This is a genomic window from Clostridium sartagoforme (assembly GCF_004794105.1).
GTDB classification, from domain to species: Bacteria; Bacillota; Clostridia; order Clostridiales; family Clostridiaceae; genus Clostridium; species Clostridium sartagoforme_B.
The window spans coordinates 162,455-187,152 of record NZ_SRYR01000005.1; the positions used below are offsets into that span (position 1 = coordinate 162,455).

Annotated in this window: 19 protein-coding genes; 13 read left to right on the top strand and 6 right to left on the bottom strand. The window is 26.9% G+C overall.

Annotation, left to right across the window (positions count from 1 at the left end; all coding sequences use genetic code 11):
• Positions 1 to 94 precede the first annotated feature (94 nt).
• Both E5347_RS11330 and E5347_RS11335 read right to left on the bottom strand, forming a co-directional pair.
• Positions 95 to 820 (bottom strand): type 1 glutamine amidotransferase, encoded by a 726-nt coding sequence (locus E5347_RS11330; protein ID WP_136007344.1) that lies wholly within the window; start codon positions 818 to 820, stop codon positions 95 to 97.
• A gap of 16 nt (positions 821 to 836) precedes the next feature.
• Positions 837 to 2,195 (bottom strand): Mur ligase family protein, encoded by a 1,359-nt coding sequence (locus E5347_RS11335; RefSeq protein WP_136007345.1) that lies wholly within the window; start codon positions 2,193 to 2,195, stop codon positions 837 to 839.
• 289 nt (positions 2,196 to 2,484) lie between these two features.
• On the opposite strand from E5347_RS11335, the gene E5347_RS11340 reads away from it, so the two are divergent.
• The 5 genes from E5347_RS11340 (at position 2,485) to E5347_RS11360 (ending at position 10,670) form a co-directional block, all read left to right on the top strand.
• A complete protein-coding gene (locus E5347_RS11340; RefSeq protein WP_136007346.1) occupies positions 2,485 to 3,402 on the top strand; it encodes an alpha/beta fold hydrolase in 918 nt (305 codons plus the stop codon).
• Positions 3,403 to 3,598: 196 nt separating this feature from the next.
• Complete coding sequence (locus E5347_RS11345) at positions 3,599 to 5,539, top strand: HAMP domain-containing sensor histidine kinase (RefSeq protein WP_136007347.1); 1,941 nt, start codon at positions 3,599 to 3,601, stop codon at positions 5,537 to 5,539.
• A 6-nt stretch (positions 5,540 to 5,545) separates the two neighbouring features.
• A complete protein-coding gene (locus E5347_RS11350; RefSeq protein ID WP_136007364.1) occupies positions 5,546 to 7,558 on the top strand; it encodes a sensor histidine kinase in 2,013 nt (670 codons plus the stop codon).
• 215 nt (positions 7,559 to 7,773) lie between these two features.
• Entirely contained in the window at positions 7,774 to 8,304 is a 531-nt protein-coding gene (locus E5347_RS11355) for a TspO/MBR family protein (protein WP_136007348.1), read from the top strand.
• A 167-nt stretch (positions 8,305 to 8,471) separates the two neighbouring features.
• A complete protein-coding gene (locus tag E5347_RS11360; protein WP_136007349.1) occupies positions 8,472 to 10,670 on the top strand; it encodes a type IA DNA topoisomerase in 2,199 nt (732 codons plus the stop codon).
• 165 nt (positions 10,671 to 10,835) lie between these two features.
• Here E5347_RS11360 and E5347_RS11365 read toward each other — a convergent pair whose 3' ends face one another.
• The 3 genes from E5347_RS11365 to E5347_RS11375 form a co-directional block, all read right to left on the bottom strand.
• Positions 10,836 to 11,624, bottom strand: coding sequence for an ABC transporter permease (locus E5347_RS11365; RefSeq protein WP_136007350.1), 789 nt, complete (start codon positions 11,622 to 11,624; stop codon positions 10,836 to 10,838).
• Complete coding sequence (locus tag E5347_RS11370; RefSeq protein WP_136007351.1) at positions 11,617 to 12,384, bottom strand: ABC transporter ATP-binding protein; 768 nt, start codon at positions 12,382 to 12,384, stop codon at positions 11,617 to 11,619. Before E5347_RS11370 ends, E5347_RS11365 begins: the two co-directional genes overlap by 8 nt.
• 189 nt (positions 12,385 to 12,573) lie before the next feature.
• Positions 12,574 to 13,602, bottom strand: coding sequence for an ABC transporter substrate-binding protein (locus E5347_RS11375; protein WP_136007352.1), 1,029 nt, complete (start codon positions 13,600 to 13,602; stop codon positions 12,574 to 12,576).
• Between the two features lie 213 nt (positions 13,603 to 13,815).
• On the opposite strand from E5347_RS11375, the gene E5347_RS11380 reads away from it, so the two are divergent.
• From E5347_RS11380 to E5347_RS11405, 6 genes are all read left to right on the top strand, one after another.
• The gene (locus E5347_RS11380) at positions 13,816 to 14,916 is read left to right on the top strand and encodes a diguanylate cyclase (protein WP_136007353.1); all 1,101 of its coding nucleotides are present in this window, start codon (positions 13,816 to 13,818) and stop codon (positions 14,914 to 14,916) included.
• A 184-nt stretch (positions 14,917 to 15,100) separates the two neighbouring features.
• Entirely contained in the window at positions 15,101 to 15,454 is a 354-nt protein-coding gene (locus E5347_RS11385) for a CidA/LrgA family protein (protein WP_136007354.1), read from the top strand.
• Between the two features lie 19 nt (positions 15,455 to 15,473).
• Complete coding sequence (locus tag E5347_RS11390; RefSeq protein ID WP_136007355.1) at positions 15,474 to 16,175, top strand: LrgB family protein; 702 nt, start codon at positions 15,474 to 15,476, stop codon at positions 16,173 to 16,175.
• Between the two features lie 204 nt (positions 16,176 to 16,379).
• Complete coding sequence (locus tag E5347_RS11395; protein WP_136007356.1) at positions 16,380 to 18,224, top strand: tetratricopeptide repeat protein; 1,845 nt, start codon at positions 16,380 to 16,382, stop codon at positions 18,222 to 18,224.
• Between the two features lie 244 nt (positions 18,225 to 18,468).
• Positions 18,469 to 19,563 (top strand): hypothetical protein, encoded by a 1,095-nt coding sequence (locus E5347_RS11400; RefSeq protein WP_136007357.1) that lies wholly within the window; start codon positions 18,469 to 18,471, stop codon positions 19,561 to 19,563.
• Positions 19,564 to 19,659: 96 nt separating this feature from the next.
• Entirely contained in the window at positions 19,660 to 20,550 is an 891-nt protein-coding gene (locus E5347_RS11405; protein ID WP_136007358.1) for an undecaprenyl-diphosphate phosphatase, read from the top strand.
• 200 nt (positions 20,551 to 20,750) lie between these two features.
• Here E5347_RS11405 and E5347_RS11410 read toward each other — a convergent pair whose 3' ends face one another.
• The gene (locus E5347_RS11410) at positions 20,751 to 21,716 is read right to left on the bottom strand and encodes a hypothetical protein (RefSeq protein ID WP_136007359.1); all 966 of its coding nucleotides are present in this window, start codon (positions 21,714 to 21,716) and stop codon (positions 20,751 to 20,753) included.
• A 298-nt stretch (positions 21,717 to 22,014) separates the two neighbouring features.
• On the opposite strand from E5347_RS11410, the gene E5347_RS11415 reads away from it, so the two are divergent.
• Positions 22,015 to 23,115, top strand: coding sequence for a 6-phosphofructokinase (locus E5347_RS11415; RefSeq protein ID WP_136007360.1), 1,101 nt, complete (start codon positions 22,015 to 22,017; stop codon positions 23,113 to 23,115).
• 143 nt (positions 23,116 to 23,258) lie between these two features.
• On the top strand, positions 23,259 to 24,038 hold the full coding sequence (locus E5347_RS11420) for a serine hydrolase (RefSeq protein ID WP_136007361.1): 780 nt from the start codon (positions 23,259 to 23,261) through the stop codon (positions 24,036 to 24,038).
• Positions 24,039 to 24,698: the final 660 nt, after the last annotated feature.

A 24,698-nucleotide genomic window follows, 5' to 3' on the forward strand; every position in this document is an offset into this window, starting at 1 on the left:
AATGAAAAATTAGGGGGAAAACTTCTTACGGAGGTTTAAAAAATAATATTTAAGGCTGTAGCACAATTAAGACTTTTGTACTACAGCCCTAGATTTATTTACTTTCTAGTCTTTTTATCATATAATTTTTAGCTTTTAGTTCTAATGTGTCATCTAATGGCTCTAAAGTTACATTTTCATATTTATTATTTAAAGCTATAGATAAAAATCTATCAGCAAGCTCTGGATTCTTTGATAAAAGGGATCCGTGGAAGTAGCTACAATAAGTATTTTTATAAATACATCCTTCATATCCATCTTCACCATTATTACCAAATCCAGTTATACACTTACCAAGTGGTTTTAAGCCGTTTATATAAGTTCTTCCAGAATGATTTTCAAAACCTACATAAGTTTCATTAAATTCTTCATTATGAATTACTGTATTTCCAATGAATCTTGTTTCACCACCATCGGTATGTATATCTAAAATTCCAAGACCTTCGATTCTTTCACCATTTGGAGCCATATAGTAATTACCTAAAAGTTGATATCCACCACAAATTGCAATTACAACTTTATTAGATTCAACGTATTCTCTTAATTTATCTTTTTTATTAGTTTTTAAGTCATCAGATACTATTGATTGCTCGTAGTCCTGGCCACCACCAAAGAAAAGAATATCAGTATTTTCTACATCGAATTCATCATTTAATGAAGTATTGATTATATTTACCTTTATACCTCTTGCTTCCGCTCTATGTTTTAATATTAATATATTACCAACATCACCATATACATTAAGTAAGTCAGGATAAAGGTGACAAATATTTAGTTCCATAATTATTTCTCCTTTCTTACCATAATTTCTTTATATATCCCTTAGAATAAAGATGTTTTCTATAATTTATCATTGCAGTATAAGTAGCTAAAATATATATTTTATTATTAGTACTTTCCTTTATTTTAGAAGTTAGATTTTCAAATTCAGTTTCAATAATAAATTTCTCTTCCTCTAACCCTGCAATCTTAAGCCTTACAGCCATATCATAACATCTAAGTCCAGATATAAAGACTTCATCTATATTTAAATTATGTAGTTTTTCAAAATCTACATCCCAGATCCAAGATACATCAGTACCATCTGCATAATTATCATTTAATAAAAATGCACAAGAAAAGCTTTCTTTATTTAAGCATAATGTATCTAGTGCTTGATTGTATCCAGCAGGATTTTTAACAAGAATTATCTTAACTTCATTTCCATCTATATTTAAGGATTCCTGTCTACCGAAACTAGAATCTTGGTTTTCTAATGATTTAATAATTGATTCATCCTTAACTCCAAGCTCTTTAGTTATAGCAAAAGCACAAAGAGCATTATAGATATTATAAACTCCAGATTGACTAACCTCTATATCTAAGTTGTTAATTTTAACAGTAGAGCTATCAGGTGATAGGTCTAAAATTTCATTAACAGCATACTTTAACTCAGCTCTTTTAAAACCACAGCCTGTACAGTAAAAATCTCCAAGATGGTTATATGTAATATGATTATATTCATAAGGAGCCTTACAGAATTTACAGAACTTAGCATCTGCATTAACATCTATCTTAGTATCTTCATTTATTTTTGCATTAAAGCCATAAAACACAGTTTTATTTGGCAAATCTAAATTGCCTAATAAAGATTCATCACCATTTAAGACTAAAGTTGTATCTTTAGTTAAAGTAATTCCTTCTAATATTTTATTTAAGGTAGTATATACTTCTCCATATCTATCTAACTGATCTCTAAAAAGATTAGTTACAGTGATTATTTCTGGAGTTATATATTTTGTTATATATTTTAAGTTTGCTTCATCTACTTCTATGATGGCATAGGCATCTTCAGTTTTACTAAAGAATTTGTAGTTATCTATAAAAGTAGTAACTATACCAGGGAATAAATTTGCTCCTGTATTATTTGTAATTACCTTTTTACCATCCTCCTTTACTATGTTATAAATCATACTTGTTGTTGTTGTCTTTCCATTAGTACCAGTAACTAATACAACTTTATAGCCTTGAGATACTCTTTTAAGAATATTTCTATCTATTTTTAAGGCTACTTTACCAGGGAAGGTAGTTCCCCCTTTTAGTATTGTTTTTGTAAGAAAAATTGTTATTTTTGAAGCTAATATGCTTACTATAGATTTAATACTAATATTATTCACCACCTTAATATACTTATCAAATATTATTTACAATTATTTAATTATATAAACAAGTATTGTAATAATTTTTGATTTTAACTATCAATAGTATATCATAACTTTTTATCTGAAAGAATAATGATATTATAAGAATTTATTAAATATAGAAATTTCATAAGGTTAATTAAAGAGTGGTCGTTACATATGTAGAAAAGATGTAAAAGTAAATGGAAATTGACAAGACTAATTAAAGAAGCAATAATTATAATAAAGGTAATTATATTTATGATATTTATAGGAGATGAGTGATATGGAAAGATATAGCTTTAAAAATAGTATTGGTTCTGATATTGCATATTATAAATGGGGAAAAGATATAAAAAATCCAAAAGGTGTTGTACAAATAGTCCATGGAATGTCTGAGTGGGTAGGTAGATATGATTATTTTGCAGAAAAGTTAGTGGATGAGGGATATATAGTATATGGTCATGATCATTGTGGACATGGTAATAGTTCCTTAGATAAATCTAGTTTAGGCTTTTTTAAAGAAGGTGATAGTTTTTATATAATGTTAGATGATATAAGGAAAGTTAACGAAATAATAAAAACTGAAAATAAAGATTTGCCTATAGTTCTTTTTGGACATAGTATGGGATCATTTTTAAGTCAAAGATATTTACAGGAATATGGAGATACTATAGATGCTTTAATTTTATCAGGTACTAATGGTAAGCAGAAATCATATACTAAAGCTGGGATTTTAGTATCTAGATTAGAAAATATCTTAAGGGGACGAGAAAATAGAAGCAGAGTAATGGATAAGCTTTCCTTTGGAGGATTTAATAGTAGTGTTAAAAACTCTAATACCGACTTTGATTGGCTTAGTAGTGATGAGAAGGAAGTTATGAAGTACATTGAAGATGATTTTTGTGGTTTTGTATATCCTTCAGAGTTTTATTATTACTTAATTAAAGGAATTCATGATATACATAAAAACGAAAATTTGGAGAAGGTAAAGAAAGTTAATATTCCAATATATATTTTTGCTGGGGATAGGGATCCAGTAGGATATTTTGGAGAAGGAATTAAAAGTTTATATAACACTTATAAAAGCTTAGGAGTTAAGGATTTGAAATATAAGTTATATAAAGATGGTAGACATGAAATGTTAAATGAAGTGAATAAGGATGAAGTAATAGAGGATATATTAAACTGGATAAAAAGGTAAAATATTATGAGTGCTGTCGCAGAATGAAAAAAATTAATAATGAATAATTATTCATTATTAATTTTTAATTCTTAATTTGGGTTGTTTATGCGACAGCCTCTTTTTTTATATTAATATAAATTTTTTTTGCATATTCACATATAATAGGAAATGTTGTAAAATTATGTAGTAAATATAGATAGTGAGGAGAATTAAGTTGGACTATAATGCTTTTAGAGAAAAAATATACTATATGACTCCAAAAGATTTATTAACTTATGTTTTTTATAGCGTAATAGCTTATTGTATATTTGAAATTATGTCCTTTAGATACACAGAAATAGTTTATGATATTGTTGGACTTTTAAGTTTGATAATTTGTATGATATTAATTATGTTCTCAATGCATTTGAAAAATCTAACTAAGAAAGAGATATATGGATTAGTACAACTAGTTTTATTTATTACTATGATTGTGATAATTATTTCTATTACTCCAGAGTATTACTTTATAGATTTTAAGATTTTCTTAAGTAAGATTGGTTTTTTAAGTTTTAACACTTTAAAATACAATAACTTAATTATTATGTACTTTATAATAGCAAAATATAGGGTAAGTGAAGTTAACAGTAAAATTATTTATTTTGAATATATATTATTATTAGTTATACTCAGTTTCTTAGGCTGTATTAATAATAAGTATGAATATATGTTTTTAGGATTAATATATAGAATATCTTCATTAGTGCTTATTTTTAAAGCATATAAATATATATGTAAATCTGGAGTTAAATTTGATGGAAAGGTAGATTTATTAAAAATTAATTTAAATTTTGCTACATTGAACTTATTTGTTAGGTTGTTTTCAAATATTTTTAATATATATATGGTTATAGATTTAATTGATATTTTAATGAGAATAATTTTTATAGCTATTTTAGTTTCTATAGTTTTTAATATTACAAAAGAAAACTATAACTTTATATTTAAGGAAACTGTAAACACAAGTAAGTATTTAGAGGAAATAAATAATAAAATAATAAAGAATAATTACAAATTGGAAGTAGCTTATAAAAAAATAAAGGACAAGCAACAATTATATAAAAGCTTTCTTAGCAGTCTACCTCATCCAATTGTAATAGTTAACCGAAATCTTAGAATTTCATATTGTAATTTAAATTTTTTAAATTCTATTGGAGAAAAGAATTTAAGAAGGGTAGTTAATAGAAGAATCGAGAGCTATATTGATATTAGTTCAAGTACAAAGGAAATATTGTCAGGATTTAATAAAAATGAAAAAGTTTCATACTCAACTTCTATTACAATAAATGGCAAACAATTTGAATGTAGATTTTTAGGTCTAAATACTGAAGAAAATGAATTTATATTATTGTTAAAGGACTTAACTGAGGAATTAAAGTTAAGGGATATGAAAGAAGAGCTAGAAAGTATAAAGATGAAAGAAGAAATAAAAAAGAACTTTCTATCAAACATATCACATGATTTAAAGATTCCAGTTAATATAATTTATTCAGCAATTCAATTAGAAAAGATATTAATAGATAATAATGATATAGATAAACTAGCTTTTTATAATGAAATAGGCAAGGAGAATTGTTTTATCTTAACAAAGTTTACTAATAACTTAATAGATATTAGTAAGATAGATTCTTCAAATTTAGAAGCTAACTTAATATATGATAATATTGTTGTATTTATAGAAGATTATTTAATTTCTTTAAATACATATATCAAAAATAGTGGTATAAATCTTCTGTTTGATACAGAGGAAGAGGAAATCTATACTTATTTTGATACAGAAATGATGCAAAGGGTTATTCTAAATTTAGTTTCAAATTCTATAAAATTCACTAAAAAAGGTGGAACTATATTTACAAGAATTAAGGTTGAATTAGACTTAGTAATAATTGAGATAGGGGATAATGGAGAAGGAATGAGTGAAGAGTTTGTAAAGAAGGCATTTAATAAATATGAAATGGAAGAAAGAGCAAAAACATATAATCCTAATGGTTCTGGGGTTGGATTATTTGTAGTATATAATTTAATAAAAGCGCAAAATGGTAATGTTGAAATTAAGAGTGAAGAAGGTAATGGAACTACCTTTAGAATTAGCTTTAATAAGGGGAAGGGTGCTTAATTGAAGATGACTAGTGAGAAGGTTAGTTATAGATATAAGGGTTCTGCTTCTAATATTTTTATTCCTATGATTATCATATTAACAATACTAAGTATGGTATTTAAACTGAGAAGTGAGTATACGTTTATAGTGAAAATTATATGTTTTGCTATAGCAGTGATGATATTTATTATTAGTATGATAAAGATTGGAAATAAAGATTTAGGAATATTAAAGCATATTGGAATTGGAAGCATTTTCATAGCTTTAGTTAGGTTTATAGATATAGAATTCAATACTGGCATTAATGATATTTTAATAATATTATTTTATACTCAGGTTATAAGCTTAAGAGAACTTATGAATATAATGCTTAGTATGTTTTTTTATGAGAAAGGAAAATCACCTTTATGGCAATCTATATTCTTTTTATGCACTACACCTTTTATTTATTATTGGATAAAAGGTGGCAATAAAGGATTAGTACTTATTTCTAAAGCACATAGTGATTATTCTATATTATTCATTAGTGAAGTTATAATAATATTATTATATGTTATAATTATAGTTTTATATAATAAGTATAATTACAAGAGAGATAAAATTTGGATATTAATAAATGGACTATTAATAGTACTTAGTAGCATATTTGTTTATTTATCTAGAGTTTTAAATATAGATTTAACATATTTAATAGGATTATCAAAGATTATAATGTATTTCTTAATATATGATAAATTTGAAGAAATATTGTTATATAATGCATTTTCAAATGCTTATGAAAGCTTAAATAAGGCTAAAGAGACTAAAAGAAATTTAAATAAATCTTTAAAAAGAAGGGAAAAGGAACTATTAGAGTTAAACCTTCTTATAGAAAAAAGTGAAAAACGATATTACGATGTAGTACAGGCTTTTTCTAAGGGACTTCTACTATTTGAAAATAATTTTTTAACTTATTCTAATTACAATGATGAATGTTATTATGAGCGAGATCCATCTATGTATCCAAGGAAGGATTTAATGGAATTAAGTACGATAATTGGTAGAATAACAGGAAGAAATTATTGTAAAGATGAAGAAATAGAAGACTTTACAACAGAAATTGATATTACTGATGAAAATGGTGAAAAAAGAAACTTAGAAATATATTTAGTAAAGATTTATGGTAATAAAAAGCTATTAGTATTTAATGATATTACGGATATTATTAAGAAGAGAAAAGAGATAGTTAATATTGAAAAGAAAATTAAAGATGAAAATATAAAAGAAGAATTTTACTCAAACATTTCTCATGAGCTTAGAACACCTATAAATGTAATTTATTCAGCATTGCAACTAAATGATATATATTTAAAAAATAATGAGATTACTAAAATCAATAAGAACAATGAGATTATAAAACAAAACTGCCTAAGGCTTATAAGAACTATAAGTAATTTTATAGATAGTAATAAGCTAAACGAAGGTTTCTTAGAGGTAGATAAGAAGATTTATAATGTTGTAGAAATAATTGAAAATATAGTTTTAGCATGTGATTATTATATGAAACTTAGGAATATAAATTTGATTTTTGATCCTGAGAGAGAAGAAATAAAATTCTTATGTGATAAGGGACAAATTGAGAGGATAATGCTAAATATTTTATCTAATTCATTAAAATATGGTAAAGATAATGGACATATTTATGTAACTGTAAATATTAAAGATTCTAGTAGCATTGTTATAAAGGTAGTTAATGATGCAGAAGCTATTCCAGAAGATAAGAGAAAAGATATATTTGAGAAATTTACTAAGGTTAACTCTTCATTAAGTAGAACTTCAGAAGGAAGTGGACTTGGATTGTTTTTAACAAAAGGACTAGTTAAAAACCACAATGGAGAAATAAGTATTAGCACAGGAGTAAAATTTGGAAACACCTTTAAGATAGTATTTCCTTATGATAAAAGCATAGAAGGTGAAGAGGTTATATCAACAGTAGGTTTGAAAATAAATCCTCTTGAAGAAAAGGTAGACATAGAATTTTCAGATATCTATTTTTAACATAACACTATAGTTTTAAGCATATATATAAGTTGTGGATTTTGCAAAGTAAAATGATTAAGAGTGAAGGGAAAAATCCTTGGGGATTTTAAAATAAGAGAGACGTTTTCAGTAATTAAATTCTTTCATTCCTTTATTTTTTTCATTTTTCATTTTAAACTTAAGTTTTGCTCTGCAAAATGTCCTCAATTATAAGTTAAATAGGGAGTAGTGTTATGAAATCAGTTCTAAAAAAAGATAAAAAATATGCTGTGAAGAAAGAAAATAAAAGAATTAATAAGATAATTCCATTATTAATAAATATAATGATTCCTATATTGGCAATAATATTAATAGGATATATAAATAGAAATACATTGGATACATATAGATCTCTTAAGGGAATATTAGTAAATGAAATGGTAATAATTTTTCCAGTAGGATATGGAATTATATATATTTTAATGGGGGTTTCAGCTTATAGAATATATATGAGGAATAAAAGTGGTGTAGATGATAAGGGAGCGTACTTTACTTATTTCATACAACTATGTATTAATTTTATTTGGCCATTTCTTTTTTTCACCTTTAGATTATATGGTTTATCATTTATTTGGTTAATAATATTATTAGTAGCAGTTTTAATAACTTTTTATAAGTTCTTTAGAGTGGATAAATTTTCTTCTGCATTATTAATTCCTTATATAGCATGGATTGTGTTTATAAGCTTTTTAAACTATTTTATATGGTTTTATAATGAAATGTAACGAAAAATATAGTATAATTGTAAGGGTTGTTATGAAATTATATTATGATATAATTTTAAAGCCCATAAATATTCTATGGTTATTGAAAGTAAAAACAGGGCTGTTGTACAAAATTGACTTAAATTTTTTGTGCAAGAGCTTTTTTATTTAAAAAGTAGGAGATATAAATGAAAAAAGTAATAATTGCTGAAAAGCCATCTGTTGCTAAAAATATAGCAGATGCTCTTAAAATAAAAAATAGAAAAGATGGATATTATGATGGGGATGAATATCTAGTTACTTGGGCATTTGGTCATCTATTACAATTATATGATGCAAAAGATTACGATGAAAAGATGGTAGGTTGGAGGATGGAGAAGTTTCCATTTATACCTAATGAATTTAAATATAAGATTAAATGTGATGGCTACAATAGAAATATAGTAGATAAAGGTGCAGAAAAACAAATTAATTTAATAAAGAGTCTTATAGATAGAGATGATGTAGATGGAATAATATCTGCAACAGACTATGATAGAGAAGGGCAAGTTATTTCAGATGAATTGTTTATTCATTTTGATGTAAAGAAGCCTATATATAGAATACTTCTTAATGAATGGACAGAAGAAGAAGTGAAAAAAGGAATGGCAAATTTAAAGCTTAATTCTGAAATGAAGCCTCTTCAGGATGCTGGGATTGGAAGACAGTTAGCAGATTGGGTAATTGGTATTAATTTAACTTCAGTTGCTACATTACGTTATGGGGGAACTGGAAAAGATAGAAAAGTTATTAATATTGGAAGAGTGCTATTACCAACACTAAAGATTATTTATGATAGGGATAAAGAAATTGAGAACTTTGAATCTAGTTCATATTATAAATTAGCAGTTAATTATAAATCTAAGGATAATATTGAATTTGAAACACTTTATTATGAAAATTCTAGTGAAAAATTTGAGAAAAAAGAATATCTAGATGAGATTAGTAAAATTTTAGCAGGTAAAAGTGGTGTAGTAGTTCATAAAGAAATAGAAAAGAAAAGGGAATATCCGCAGCCTCTATTTAATTTATCTAACTTACAAGGATATATTACTAGCAAATATAAAGGGTGGACTTCAGATAAAGTATTAAAAGTTGCTCAAGGTCTTTATGAAAAGAAGTTTATTACATATCCTAGAACTGCGAGTACTGTATTAGAAGAAAGTTTAGAGGATAAAGCAAGAAAAGTATTAGAAAATATAAAAAAGGGATTGCCTTATGAAAATCAAGTTAAGTTTGTAAAGTCAAAAAGAGTTTTTGATAACTCTAAAGTAGAAAGCCATAGTGCGATAACTCCAACATATGTAATTCCAAAAGGTTTAAGTATTGATGAGCAAAATGTATATAATGCTATAAAGAATAGATTTATAATGCAATTTATGCCTGTTGCTGAATTTGAAGAAACAAAGATAACAATAAAGGTCAATGATGAAAAGATACCTGGAGAATTTATAGCTAAAGGTAGGGTTGAAATTGTTAAGGGATGGAGAGTAGTTGAAAAGATAGATACTAAAGATACTATATTACCATTAGTAGAAAAAGGTGAAAATCTTGATGTTACTAGTAGTAAAGTTAATAAAGTTACGAAGAAACCACCTAAGCATCATACAGAAAAAACTCTTTTAAGAGTTATGGAAACCTGTGGGAAAAACTTTAAGAAGGAAAAAGAAGATAAAGACGAAAGTTCAGATGATGAAACTAATACTGAAGAAATGATGAATGCAATATTAAGTGGATTTAGTATAGGGACTCCTGCAACAAGGGCAGAAACTATTAAAAGACTTAAAGATATTGGATATATTCAAACTAAAGGAAAAAGTTTAATTACAACTGAACTTGGCAGAACAATAGTAGAAATTTTCCCAGCTAAGGAGCTTTTAGATTTAGAATATACAGGTAGATTAGAAAAAACATTATCAGATATAGAAAAAGGTAAATATCAAAAGGTTGACTTTTTAAATCTTATTTACGATTTCACTAAGAATTCTGTTGAAAAGATAAAAAGTGATGATTCGCTTTTACATAAGTTTAAGGTAGAAGTACCAGAAGGTTTAGAGGAAGTAGGAAAATGCCCTGTTTGTGGTAATCCAGTAGTTGAAGGAGAAAAAAGTTTTGGATGTACTAACTGGAAAAATGGATGTAAATATACTATTTGGAAAGAAGATAAGTATATAGCTTCCTTTGGAAAAGCAGTATCTAAAGAAATGGTGCAGTTATTACTTAAAAATGGTAAAGTAGGATTTAGAAATCTTAAAAGTAAAAAGGGAAATACTTTTAGTGCATATTTTAAATATGAAAAAAATGAAGAAACAGGATACTTCAACTGGAGTATGGAGTTTATTAAGTAAAATGCGCAGCATTTTAAAATGAAAAAATTAAGAAATGAAAGAATTAAGGAAGAGGTTTTGCAATGCAAAACCTCTTTTATTTATAGATGATCTAATAAAAATCTTTAAAGATTTTTATAAACATTTTTTCATTCTTTAATTATTTCATTTTATTAAAGTTGAGAATTAATTTATCTTCTTTAAAGCTTCTTCTAATTTTGCAACAGCTATATACATAATAAAAGCAATTACTGAAAGAATAACTATACTCATCATAACCATATCTAATTGTGAAATCTGTCCACCATAAACTATTAAGAATCCAAGTCCACTTCTTGCCACTAAGAATTCTCCCATAATTACACCTACCCAAGACAAACCTACATTTATTTTTAAGGCTGAAATTATCACTTGAATATTAGCAGGAATCACTAAGTATCTTAAGGTTTGGAATTTAGATGCTTTTAAGGTTTCCATAAGCTTAAGTTTACCCTTATCTACTTCATTAAATCCTGTTAATACAGTAATTATTGTTGTAACGATAGATATTAATAGCGCTATAGTTATAATTGCAGTTATTCCATTACCTGCCCAGAAGATAATTATTGGGGCAAGAGCAACTTTTGGAAGAGCATTTAGAACTACTAAATAAGGCTCCAAAACTCTTGAAACAAAAGGGAAGGACCATAAAATAATAGCAATTAAAGCTCCCAGGAAGGTTCCTAAAGTAAAACCTAGAATAGTTTCATAGCAGGTTATTAATATGTGTTTTAATAAAGTTCCTTCTTTAATAAAGTCCATTAATGAATTTACTATTCTACTAGGACTTGAAGTTAAAAATGCATCTAGGATTTTTAAGTCAGCGAGAATTTCCCATAAAGCAATGAATAGTATTAATAATCCAACTCTAAAGAGGGCAACTTTTATTGTATCTTTTTTTACTTTCTTTATATATTCTAAATGCTCTCTACTCATTTAATTCATCAAGCTCCTTCCATAGTAAATTAAAATATTCATTAAACTCAGGTTCTTTTCTTCTTTGGAAAGGAGTAGCATCTTTATTCATAAATTCTATTTTTACATCTAGCTTTAATGTTGCGGGTCTCTTCGTTAATACTATTATTCTGTCAGAAGTAGCAATGGCTTCACCTAAATCATGGGTAACCATTATAGCTGTTTTACCTTCCTTTTTTATTATTCCCTTAACATCATCACAGACCTTTAATCTAGTTTGATAGTCTAGAGCGGAGAAGGGTTCATCTAATAACAAAACCTCTGGATTTAGGGCTAAAGTTCTTATTAATGCAACTCTTTGCCTCATACCACCTGATAATTCAGTAGGTTTATGGTTTACAAATCTATCTAGCTGATAGTTTTTTAGTAGATTATCGGCACTAGAAATATTATCTTTAGTATCAATTTTTTTAATCCTTAAACCTAATAATACATTACTTCTCACAGATAACCATTCAAATAAATAATCCTTTTGAAACATGTAACCCATTTTGTCTAATCTATTTTTAACTGTATTATCATTATATAGTATTTCGCCCTTTGAAGGCTTAAGAAGACCACTTATTATATTTAAAAGTGTTGATTTTCCACAGCCAGAAGGACCAATTATACTTATAAATTCTCCTTCTTTTATTGAAAAATTTAAGTTTTCGATTGCTTTTGTTTCTGCTTTTAGTGAATGGTAAGTTAAACTTACATTTGATACTTCAATTAAGCTCAAAATATTACCTCCTTTCGTTATGTAAACTCTTAATTATAGTTAGGAGGATAATACAGGTATGAATTTATATCTTTGCTTTTTAAAGTAGGGCTTAATAAATTATTTTTATTAAAGTAAATTACTTTATAATTGATAAAAGTTTTGATTTTTAAGTTGGGGCTGCCCAGTGACAGCCCCATAGAGATAAACTTATTTGGATTCCATTGCTTTTTTAGCAAAATCATTATTAACTATTTTTTCAAAGGAAGGTCTATTTGGTAATAATGTTTTGTCATAACTTTCAATAACATCCATTAATCTATTTAAGTCTTCTTCTTCAATAGTTGGTTTTGTAGCAATCGCATCGATTGATCTATAGTTCTTAACTACAGAAATAATAATGTCTCTATCAGTTCCAGGGAAGAAAGATGATATAGAATCAGCCACATCTTCATCACTATGTGACTCTACCCATTTTTGTCCTTTATAAATGGCATTAGTGAAGTGTTGAATTATTTCAGGGTTTTCATCCATATAAGATTTAGTTGAATAAAACCCTGTATAAGCTATATTACCAACAGATTCACCAATAGAAGCTACTATTTTTCCACTTCCTTCTTTTTCAAGCATGGAAGCTGTAGGTTCAAATAATGTTACGTACTCACCAGTTCCTGCTTTAAAGGCACCTGAAGTAGCAGTATAGTCTATATTAGTTACTAGGTTAACATCTGTTTTGGGATCTAATCCATTTAACTTCAAAGCATATTCAAAAGCCATTTGTGGAACTCCACCAGGTCTTCCACCAATAATTTCTGCACCTTTTAAATCTGTCCACTTAAAATCATCTTTAGCTTCTCTTCCTACTAAGAAGGAACCATCAGTTTGAGTTAATTGAGCAAAAAGAATTGGATAATCCTCTCTACCTTGATTGTTAATGTATATAGTTTGCTCAGGACCAGAAAAACCAATGTCAGCATTTTTACTTAAAACTTGTTGCATTGTTTTATCAGCACCTTGTCCAGTGGATAAATCAATTTCAAGGCCTTCTTCTTCAAAGAATCCTTCATTTATTGCAACATACATAGGAGCATAGAATACTGATCTTACTACTTCGTTTAATCTTATTTTTGTTAATTCTTTAGGTTCCTCTTTTGTTGGTTTACCGCAGGCAATAAAGCTTAAGGTTGTTACACCAATTAAAGCTATAATAGAAGCAATTTTTATTAATTTGCTTTTCATTTGAACCTCCATATCATTTAGTCCATGTTTTATAATATGACTTCCTATCATATTTTGTTAAATAATACTAGATTATAACGGAAAAGATTTAATTTTAATGTATAAATCTGGTTTGACATAAATGTATAGATAATTTATAACTATAACGGAAAAGATATAAATACTTAAAAAAATATAGAAATGAATCAATCACTAAAATAATAGGAGAAGAGAATGGTATTAAGTTTTTTTCAAAATGCATGTATTCTCATTACATTTTTAAGTATAATCCAGCATTTTGCTAGGGATAAGAATATTTTTGAGAACTTGTCAATAAACAAAAGGATTATAGTTGGAATTTATAGCGCTATATTAGGTGTAATATTAATGATCAATACCGTTCCAGTTACGGATGAAGTGATTATTGATTTTAGATATGTACCAATTTTGTTAAGTGCCCTTTATTGTGGATATTTACCTTCAGTTATTTCTTCAATAATAATAGGTATTTTTCGTTTTTTATTTTTTGGAGTTTCTACTTCTTCTATAATTGGATTAATAGCAGCATTGGTGATAGGAATTGGATTTGGATTTATTTCTTCATTAAAAGTATCAAAAAGAACTAAATATATTTACAGTATTATTATAGTTAGTGTGGTATCGATAGCTTCATTAGCTATCGTATTAGAAGACTTTATATTGATTTTTAAATCTTTGATAATGATAATAGTTGGATATTCAATTGTTTCGTATTTTTCTATTAAATATACGGACTATATAATTGAAATAATTGAAATTTATCAAAAGCTAAAGAAAGAAGCTTCAAAAGATTATTTAACGGGGTTGAATAATGTAAGAGAATTTAATGATAGTTTTAATAGAGTTTCTAATCTGACTATTCGTAGAGGAGAGGAATTATCTGCATTACTTATAGATGTTGATTATTTTAAAAATATAAATGACACATATGGTCATGATGCAGGCGATACCATTCTAAAAGAGTTAGCAAGGATTTTTCTTGACATATGTAGAGATTATGATGTGATATCTAGAATGGGAGGAGAAGAGTTCTCTGTTTTATTATTAAATTGCCCAAAGTTCAAAGCTTTTAAAATTGCAGAAAAAATAAGAAAGAAGACTGAAAATACTGATTTTTATATTTCAGAGAATAAAGCTATTAAAATAACAATTTCCATTGGAATATCATCATACCCTGAACTGACAAATAAAACAGATAATTTAATTAAAGATGCTGATATTGCTTTATATGAAGCTAAAAATAGTGGCAGAAATAAAGTTGTTATATTAAATGAAAAAAAACTTAAGGATTCTTAGATATAGTATTAATATAGATATAGGATAGGTAGTATAAATTACTACTATATCCTATATTTTTTTCTTATATATTTATTGTAAATATATAATTGAAAAATATAATTAATTTTGAAAAGGTTTAATGGATTTACATATCTTTTTATTAGTGATAAATTATAATTTAGATAGTAAGGAGGATAATAAAATGAAAATTTTTAGAGAGGCACTATTAATCCTCGGAATATATTTAATTGGAGAAGTTATTTCAAAAGGATTTTCACTTCCTTTACCAGGAAATATCTTAGGAATGCTAATTTTATTATTATTATTAATGACTAAAGTTATTAAAGTAGAAAAAATAGAAAGTGTATCAAATTTCTTTCTAGATCACTTAGCTTTCTTCTTTATACCTGCAGGTGTTGGATTAATTTCATCCTTTGACTTAATTAAGGCTAACCTTATACCAATTTTAGTATTATGTATTGTGACCACAGCAATAGTAATAGTAGTAACGGGGACTATAGTACAGTTAGTTATTAAGGTTAAAAAAGGAAAGTAAGAAGGGAAGTAGGATAGAAATGAGTTTATTAACAGAAAATATTTTATTTGGAGTAGTTATTTCTTTACTAGCCTTTGAAATTGGATTGTTTATTTATAAGAAAACTAAAATCCCTGTATTTAATCCACTTTTAATTGCAATTATTTTAGTAATTGGATTCTTAATAATTTTTGATGTAAATGTAGAGGACTATAATCGTGGTGGGGAGTTTATTAATATGTTCCTTGGACCTGCGACTGTTGTTTTAGCAGTTCCTTTATATAAACAACTTAAGCTTTTGGAAAAGTATTTACTTCCTATAATAATAGGGATTTTAATTGGAAGCGCAGTAAGTATTTCTTCAGTAGTATGGATAGGAAATATTTTAGGTATGGAAGATGTATTAACAATGTCCTTAGTTTCAAAGTCTGTTACAACACCAATAGGAATTGAAATAACTAATCAGTTAGGTGGGTTAGCACCAGTTACCGTATTGGCTATAGTTGTTTCAGGAATAATAGGAGCTGTTATAGGACCATTAATATGTAAGATATTTAGAATAAATGATAGGGTTGCAGTTGGTATTGCATTAGGAACAGCATCTCATGCTGTTGGAACTACGAAGGCTTTTGAATTAGGTGAAACAGAAGGAGCAATGAGTTCCTTATCAATAGGAATAGCAGGAGTTATGACTGTATTTTTAGCACCAGCAATATATTACATTTTAACTAAATTTATCTAAGAAAACTACATAAATTATTAATATAGATTAAAGTATTTATGAATTATGACATTTAAATAGTAATTATAAATTGGGGTTATTTTAAACTCTAATTTATAAATTTATATTTACAAATTTTAATATTTAATTGTAAATACTAAAAAACTTTGATAAAATTGATAATATCATAAAACACTAAGATAATCTTAATTTGTGGAGGTAGAAATGAAGGAGACTAAATCACTTTTTTCTGCTATATTGAAACCGTTGAAACCGTTTATTGAAAAGGTATCAGGAGGTTTTATGTCATTTTTTAGATTTATAAAAAGGGCATGTAATAAAGTAGCTACAAAATATAAAAAAGCCAATGAAAAGAACAAATATACAGAACCTATAGTAATAATTGGTACATCATGTTTATTAATATTATTTATGGTACTAGTTATTAGAGGTGCAACCACTATAGAGCAAGTTGAAATTACTAATAATACTGCTGAAATTTTAGCTTATGAAAATAAGTATGATGAAGCTATTGAAGAGTACAAAGTTCTACAAAGTAAAGAAGCTTGGCCAATATGGAATGCTAAAGTTGCTGATATTTATTCATTAAAAGGTGAAGCAAAGAAATCAAACTCTCTTTTAAAGGAAATAATAGTTATTAGAGATAAAATAATAAAAGAAGAAGGTTATGCTAAGTATAAGGAAAAAGACATTGAATTAACTAATTCTATGCTATTTACATTTGTCTCAAATGGTGAATATGATGAAGCTATAACTTTTGGAGAAAAATATATAAGTGATTATGGTAGTAATAAAGATACGTTAAATATATTATTCCAAGCTTACTTAGTTAAAGGATATACATATAAAGCAGAAGAATTAATAGACAAATATCCATTAGATGATAAATCTGCTTATGACACAGCAGTAGTTGCTAATATGAATATAATGTTAGATAGATGGGATAAAGGATTAGAACTTTTAAAATCTGCTATGGAAATAGATAAAAATGAACTTAAGATTTATGATGTTATAAATAATATTTACGTTTATGATGGTGAAAAATTAACTAAAAAGTTAGAAGAAAAAGTTAATGATACTGAAGATAATGCATATAAGACACTATTAGCAAAGACATATGCTATATCAAAAAGTACATCTGAAAAAGCTGTTGAATTAACTAAGGAGTTAGAAGAAGATGGCATAGTTAATATAGGTGTAGATTTAGTTAATTTTGAAGCTTATAATAATCTTGGAGAAAAGGCTGAAGCAGAAAATTATATATCTGAAGCTGTAAAGAATGCAAAGGCATGGAATAAAGAGTCATATACAACATATTATTTATTATCTCTAAAGAGTGAATATAATAATAAGTTAGAAGAAGCACTAACATATGCAAAAAAAGCATTACTTGCTGATTCTAAATATTCAAATACTTATGGAAGTTTAATTCCTAGACTTCAAATTGAAATGGGGAAATTTGAACCAATAGAGGTTTATTATAGAACAGCCCTTCAAAAGGATCCATTTAATTATAAGTTAATAATGAGTATTGCAGATTATTATACTAATTATCAATTAAATAATGATAAAGGTATGAAATACTATGAATTATTATTAGAAATAAAAAAAGAAGATAGTAGTTTATATAAGAAGATTTTTGACTTTAAGATTAAAAATGAAAAGTATGATGAAGCAATTCCATATTTAGAAGAAGCAATAAAACTAGATGAAAATAATTCAGATTATTATAGAATATTAGGTACTATACACCTTAACAATTCAAATTTTGATGAGGGAATAGAACTAGTTAGAAAAGCTTACTCAATGAATGAAAAAGATTCTATAGCTTTAAATAATGCAGGATGGTATTATATGAATGTTGAAAATGATATTGCAAGAGGCTTTGATAATATTAAGTCTGCTTATGAAGATATGCCTGTTTCATTAGATGAATCTATTAAAGAAAAGTTGATAAGCAACTATAATAAAGCAAAGAAGCTTTATGACGAATTTTTAGAAGATGAAACAAAAGACTTCGATACAGCTAGTATTAATCTAATCTTTTAAAATCGCATAAAGATGAATTTATAAATAAAATAATTAATATTGTTATTTAAGGGGCTGTCACAAAAATAGCTCAAATTGAAAATTAAAAATTAAGAATTATTTATGTAATTCTTATAGAATTACTAAAATTAATATCTTTTAAAAACTCCTTCGGGAGTTTTTTCATTAATTTTTCATTTTTCATTATTAATTTTTTATTTTGCTACAACACTATTTTAATACTATGTATATAGGGGGAGTTTATATGAGGATATTTAAGAGAATTCTTATTGCTGGAATTGTAATTATGATTTGTTCTTTAGCATTTATCTATACATTTAATGGTAAGTTTACTAATGATTTAGCTATTAAAAATTGGGACAATATATATAATGAAGATGGTATAGAGTTTTTCTATAGCAATTCTAGTGATGAAAAGATAAAAGTGCTAAAAGATAATTATAATTTAGAAGAAAAAATTAAAGGCGTAGATGGACAACTTAATAAAGCAATTAGGGTTGCAGAATATTTAGGAAGTATTATTACATTTGATGATGTACCTAGTACAAGCAGAATTAATGGCTTCGATATTCTTAAAGAAAAAACAGGTGAAAAAAAGGTATCAGCAAAAGACCTTGGAATAATATATAGAGATTTTCTAGAAAGTTTAGGGTATACAGCAAGAGTTGGTGAATTTAAAAGAATGAATGTAGGCTATAATAAAGAAAAATCATATTATGTTGTTGAATATTGGAGTAAGGAATATAATAAGTGGGTTATGATAGACTTTATAGATAAGGGATACTTTGACAATGAGGGGTTCCCTTGTAGTGCTATGGAAGTTTTAGAAAATGATATAAGAAATTATAATTATACAGGAAGCAGTAATAGAAGTGATTATATTCCAATGCTAAAGAAAACATTATATACATATACAATTAACATTGATAATACTACTGATATGAAAAGAAGTAATAGTTATATAACTTATATTAAAGATAAGGAATCTATAGCTCTAAAATTTAAAGGGAATTATATAGGTCCAACTATATTTACAGAGAATAAAGATTTAATTAATAAAAATCCTATTGATAGTACAGTATCAAAGGATGAAAAAGCTTATTTAATATTAATGAAGAAACAAGAAAAGACCGAAGATAAGGATAATAAAAAACAAAGCTTTATTGTTGGAGCTTTTAAGGACGGAAAAATTCTAGAAGAGTATTACTTAAAAGAGAATAATAATGAATATAGAAAAGTTAATATGTATACAGATATATTATTTAATGAAGGAGATAATATTATTTCCCTTTCTTTAGATGGAGAAAATACAGTAACCTCTATAGAAATAAAAAATTAATAAGAAAATCTTAATATTTTAGGTAATAGACAGTAAATAGTAATACAGTTATAATAAAAATTGTTGTAATATAGGAAGTTTTAAGGAGGGAAAATAATGGGTTTAGATTTTATCTATATCTTTAAGGCTATAATAATAGCAATAGTAGAAGGACTAACAGAGTTCGTACCTGTATCATCTACTGGACATATGATTCTAGTTGGTAGTCTTATTGGATTCAGATCGGGGACAGCAGGTGCTGAGGAATTTGCTGCGATGTTTGAAGTTGTAATTCAACTTGGAGCAATACTTGCAGTAGTGGTATTATATTGGAATAAATTATGGGGAGCTGTTGTAGATTTCTTTACTTTTATCTTTTCAGGTGGAAAGAAAGGAAAGAAAGGTTTTCAATTTGGTATAAACGTAATTATTGCATCAATACCAGCATTAATAATAGGATTAACTTTATATGATAAAATTAAAGGTTTATTTAAGCCTTCAGCAGTTATAGTTGGTTTTATAGTTGGTGGTATATTATTAATTATTATGGAAAACTTATTTAGAAACAAGACATCTAAGAGAGGAAAAACACCAACTGTAGATGTTTTTGACTTAACTCCAATGCAATCATTAAAGGTTGGATTATTCCAAGTTTTATCTATGTGGCCAGGAATGTCAAGAAGTGCATCTACTATAATGGGAGGTTGGGTTGCTGGACTTTCAACTCCAGTAGCAGCAGAGTTTTCATTCTTTTTAGCAGTTCCAGCTATGGTTGGTTCTTCAGCTATGGATTTATTTAACTTTGACTATTCTATAATGAATTCTACATATATAGTAGCTTTAATAGTTGGATTTATAGTAGCATTTATAGTATCGCTAATAGTAATGGATATGTTTGTAAGTTACTTAAAGAAGAAACCTATGAGAATATTTGCTATATATAGAGTAATTGCTGGTATAGTATTATTTGCTTTATCTTTAGCAGGAATAGTAACTTTAACAATGTAGAAAATAAAAATTAAAAATGAGAATTTAGTAAGTAAAATTATTAAATAACTTTATAAATACTGTAGATAGGGGCTGTTTAACAAACAGCCCCTTATAATAATTTAAAATTAGAAATTAAAAATTATTAATGTAATTCTTAAAGAGTTACTTAAAAATGATTGTTTTGCGAAACTCCGTAAGGAGTTTTTTTCATTAATTCTTCATTCTTCATTATTAATATTAGATTGTGCTTTAGCACTTACTATTGCTTCTTCAAGATCTTTCTTTAGTGAATTAATTGAGAAGTCTAAATTTACTAATTGAGATTTTAAATTCTTTTGTATTTCTATAACTTTATATTTTAATACCTTAGCAGAACGGAGAGCAGATTCTATTTTGTTTTGAATAATATAGTCAGTGAAGAAGTTATCAAACAAATAATCCATAGCCCCAGAGAAACCATCTAAGTCTAAAGATATATTTATATTAGTACTTAAATCATTTAATTCCGCATTATATCTATTTAGAATTACTTTTATAGAATTAATGGAATCAGCAGCATCATTCATATTAGATCTTTTTCCCATAGTAGCAAAAAAGCCTCCGCCAATCATATCATAGATTCCCCAGTTTTCAGCACTATTTAAACTTGAAAGGGCATTATCTATAGTAGGTAGAAGATTTTCACCTTCATTTATTGCTTCTTCAACTTCTTTTTTTTCTAAATGAAGCTTTTGTATCTTATGTTGTAACCTAGTAACTTCTTGGCTTTGTTCATTATTAAGCCTAGATATATAATCAGAAGCTTTTTCTAATAATTCATTGCATTTTTTCTGAATATTACCAATATCACATATTTCCTTATTTAAAGATTCTTTATTAGAAATAAGCCTATTTAAATAATCCTCTACCTCAATAAATTTAGCTTGTGCCTCTAAGTATTCATATTTCTCTTTAGTAAGCTTTTCATCCATATTTCCCTTAAGTTTATGAAGAATATATGATAAGCTAATAGACTCTAGCTTATCAACATCTTTTTTCTCGTTAGCTAGACTAGCTTTTAAATTGTTATATTTACCTTTTGTAATAGATATTTCTTCTTCTAAATTGGAAAACTTAGATTGTAGTTTTCTTAAAGTATTTTTTTCTTCTTCTAGTTTCATAAATTCTTTTTTATAATTGATCAAGATATCCCTCCTAAAACAATAGTATTAAATACATTATAAGGTATTTAATACTATGTATCAAGGATTTGTAATAAATTATTTTAAATTATTTTAAATAAGTAATAAAATGAAAATTTTCTTTAAAATATAAAATAATATACTTTCCAGTACAAAATCTTTATGATATCATTAAATAAGAAAAGTGAAATAACATTTTGAAAACAATTGCAAAATTAGATTTTTTTTACGAGCAATTGACAGAAAATTTCAAAAGTATAATCAATTCTAAAAACTAACGTAGTGGGTAGGGGGAATTTTTATGTCACAACAAATAAAAAAAATAGCATTACTAACAGGTGGTGGAGATTGTCCAGGATTAAATGCAGTTATTAGAGCCGTAACTAGAACAGCAATATTGAACTATGGAATGAAAGTAATAGGCTACAAATTTGGTTATAGGGGATTATATAATAATGATTTCGTACCTCTAACATTAGATAGCGTATCAGGAATCCTTCATAGAGGAGGAACTATTTTATATAGTTCAAATAAGGACAACTTATTTGATTATTTAGTTGAAGAAGATGGCGTTATGGTTAAAAAAGACGTTTCAGATGTGGCAGTTGAGAATCTTAAGAAAGAAGGTGTAGATGTATTAGTTGTAATAGGAGGAGATGGTACTTTAACTTCTGCTAGGGATTTTGCAAGAAAAGGAGTTAAAGTAATAGGAGTTCCTAAGACGATAGATAATGACTTAGCATCAACAGATGTAACTTTTGGGTTTAATACAGCTATCGATGTAGCAACTGAAGCTTTAGATAGACTTCATACTACTGCTGAATCTCATCATAGAGTTATGCTATGTGAAGTAATGGGAAGAGGTGCTGGATGGATAGCGTTAGAGTCAGGAATTGCTGGATCAGCTGATGTTATTCTTTTACCAGAATTGCCTTATGATATTAATAAAATTGTTGATAAGATTAAAGAAAGAGAAGAGGCTGGAAGAAGATTTAGTATAATAGTTGTAGCTGAAGGAGCCAAGCCTAAAGATGGTGAGGTAGTTATAGCTAAGATAGTGGCAGATAGTCCAGATCCAATAAGACTTGGAGGTATTGGTAATAAATTAGCTGATGATTTGGAAAAGCTATTACCAGATAAAGAAGTTAGATGCACTGTTCTTGGACATATTCAAAGAGGTGGAATAACATCAACATATGATAGAATACTTTCTACTAGATATGGAGTTGGAGCTGTAGAGTTAATTAATGAAGAAAAATTTGGACATATGGTCTGTTTAAAAGATGGTAAAATCTCAAGTGATAGCCTAGAAAATGTTATTGGTCAAAAATCAAAGCTAGTTGATCCTAATGGTGAATTAGTTAGAATGGCTAAGAAAATAGGAATTTCTTTTGCCGATTAAGGGAATTATAGGTGGTGGAGATATTTCTTCACCACTATTTTTAATAAAATTATAATTTTTTTAATGAAGACTTCAAAATTTTCTGACAATATGATATAATTTTAGTAGGCATATAATTACAGTAAAGAAAGCTGGAGGGTATTATGAAGGAGATAAAGAAATATTTAGAATCAAGAATGGGAACATACGGATTTTTCTTTGAGGATTTAAAAAGCGGGTTTATTTATGGGTATAATGAAAACGTTCAGATTACAGCTGCAGGTTGTATGAAGTTGCCTATAGCAGTATCATTAATAAAAGCTGTAGAAGATAAGAAACATGATTTCTTAGATAAAATAAAGATAGAGAGTAAGGATAAGGTTTATGGTACGGGTATAATTCACGAGTTTAGTGAAAGGGAATACACTCTCTTTGAATTATTAGTTGCAATGTTAATCCAGAGTGACAATACTGCTGCTAATAAGATTATAGATATTCTGACTATGGATAAAATTAATGAAGATATTAAAGGAATGGGTCTTAGAAACACAGTTTTAAATAGAAAGACTACTGATGAAAGAAATGCAAAGGATGAAATAGAAAATATTACTTCAGCATTAGATTTATCTAAGATATGGAAGCATTTATATAATGGAACATATTTAAATAGAGAAAATAGTCAGATGCTTATTGATATATTAATGAGACAACAGATTAAGAATAAATTAGCACTATATATTCCTGATGATTTAAAATATGAAATTTCTAGTAAAACAGGTGATAAAGCTGGAGTTGAAAATGATACCCAACTTATTAGATTATCTAAAGGTAATTTTAGCTTTACAGTTTTATCTATGGGAATACCTAATAGCGTCTATGGAACAGTTACATTAGCAAAATGTGGTAAGATGATGTGGGATAATGTAATGAATAACTGGCATTGAATTTGAAAACGTGATAACTCCTAGGTTTCTAGGGGTTATTTTTTGCGTTTTGAATACCACAGGTTTGACCTGTGGTTCTAAAAAGCCTCTAGCGATGAGTAGAAATTCCCTTATTGTAAAATTATAGTAGGTTTGCCGACTACAATTATAATATAAGGAGGGATAAAATATGTAAATAGGCACTTCAAAAGAACGTTAGTTTACTAAAATTTTCTTAAGAATTACCAATAGGAGTGTTATTATAAATGTTGTAGCTAAACTGATTCAAATGATATCATGATTTAATGAAGATGCGTATATTAATTTCAATATTTAAAGTAGAAGAATACAGTTCTAAAGTAATGAAAATTAATAAGAAACTAAAGAACGAGAATTAAAAGTTAGCAGGAAATATTATGGAAAAATCTTGATTACTAGACTTTTTTTATTTTAGCTAAAACTGTCACAGTGAAAAAAAGCAAGTGATATTGAAAACTTTAATATTGGAACTTATAATTTATTTATAGATACATAATAAGCTTTTGTATTTATATTCACAAATAAACCTAAAAAATCACATGAAAAGAAATAGCACCTAGTTAATTCTAGATGCTATTTTTTTATTGTATTGAAAACCACTGGCTATGCCAGTGGATAAAATGGCTTAAGCTCTGAACAGAA

Excerpts from the sequence above, each read along its gene's own strand:
- E5347_RS11330 (WP_136007344.1), bottom strand. The coding sequence starts at position 820 with ATGGAACTAAATATTTGTCACCTTTATCCTGACTTACTTAATGTATAT.
- E5347_RS11340 (WP_136007346.1), top strand. The coding sequence starts at position 2,485 with ATGGAAAGATATAGCTTTAAAAATAGTATTGGTTCTGATATTGCATAT.
- E5347_RS11350 (WP_136007364.1), top strand. The coding sequence starts at position 5,546 with ATGACTAGTGAGAAGGTTAGTTATAGATATAAGGGTTCTGCTTCTAAT.
- E5347_RS11355 (WP_136007348.1), top strand. The coding sequence starts at position 7,774 with ATGAAATCAGTTCTAAAAAAAGATAAAAAATATGCTGTGAAGAAAGAA.
- E5347_RS11360 (WP_136007349.1), top strand. The coding sequence starts at position 8,472 with ATGAAAAAAGTAATAATTGCTGAAAAGCCATCTGTTGCTAAAAATATA.
- E5347_RS11365 (WP_136007350.1), bottom strand. The coding sequence starts at position 11,624 with ATGAGTAGAGAGCATTTAGAATATATAAAGAAAGTAAAAAAAGATACA.
- E5347_RS11375 (WP_136007352.1), bottom strand. The coding sequence starts at position 13,602 with ATGAAAAGCAAATTAATAAAAATTGCTTCTATTATAGCTTTAATTGGT.
- E5347_RS11380 (WP_136007353.1), top strand. The coding sequence starts at position 13,816 with ATGGTATTAAGTTTTTTTCAAAATGCATGTATTCTCATTACATTTTTA.
- E5347_RS11385 (WP_136007354.1), top strand. The coding sequence starts at position 15,101 with ATGAAAATTTTTAGAGAGGCACTATTAATCCTCGGAATATATTTAATT.
- E5347_RS11390 (WP_136007355.1), top strand. The coding sequence starts at position 15,474 with ATGAGTTTATTAACAGAAAATATTTTATTTGGAGTAGTTATTTCTTTA.
- E5347_RS11395 (WP_136007356.1), top strand. The coding sequence starts at position 16,380 with ATGAAGGAGACTAAATCACTTTTTTCTGCTATATTGAAACCGTTGAAA.
- E5347_RS11400 (WP_136007357.1), top strand. The coding sequence starts at position 18,469 with ATGAGGATATTTAAGAGAATTCTTATTGCTGGAATTGTAATTATGATT.
- E5347_RS11405 (WP_136007358.1), top strand. The coding sequence starts at position 19,660 with ATGGGTTTAGATTTTATCTATATCTTTAAGGCTATAATAATAGCAATA.
- E5347_RS11415 (WP_136007360.1), top strand. The coding sequence starts at position 22,015 with ATGTCACAACAAATAAAAAAAATAGCATTACTAACAGGTGGTGGAGAT.
- E5347_RS11420 (WP_136007361.1), top strand. The coding sequence starts at position 23,259 with ATGAAGGAGATAAAGAAATATTTAGAATCAAGAATGGGAACATACGGA.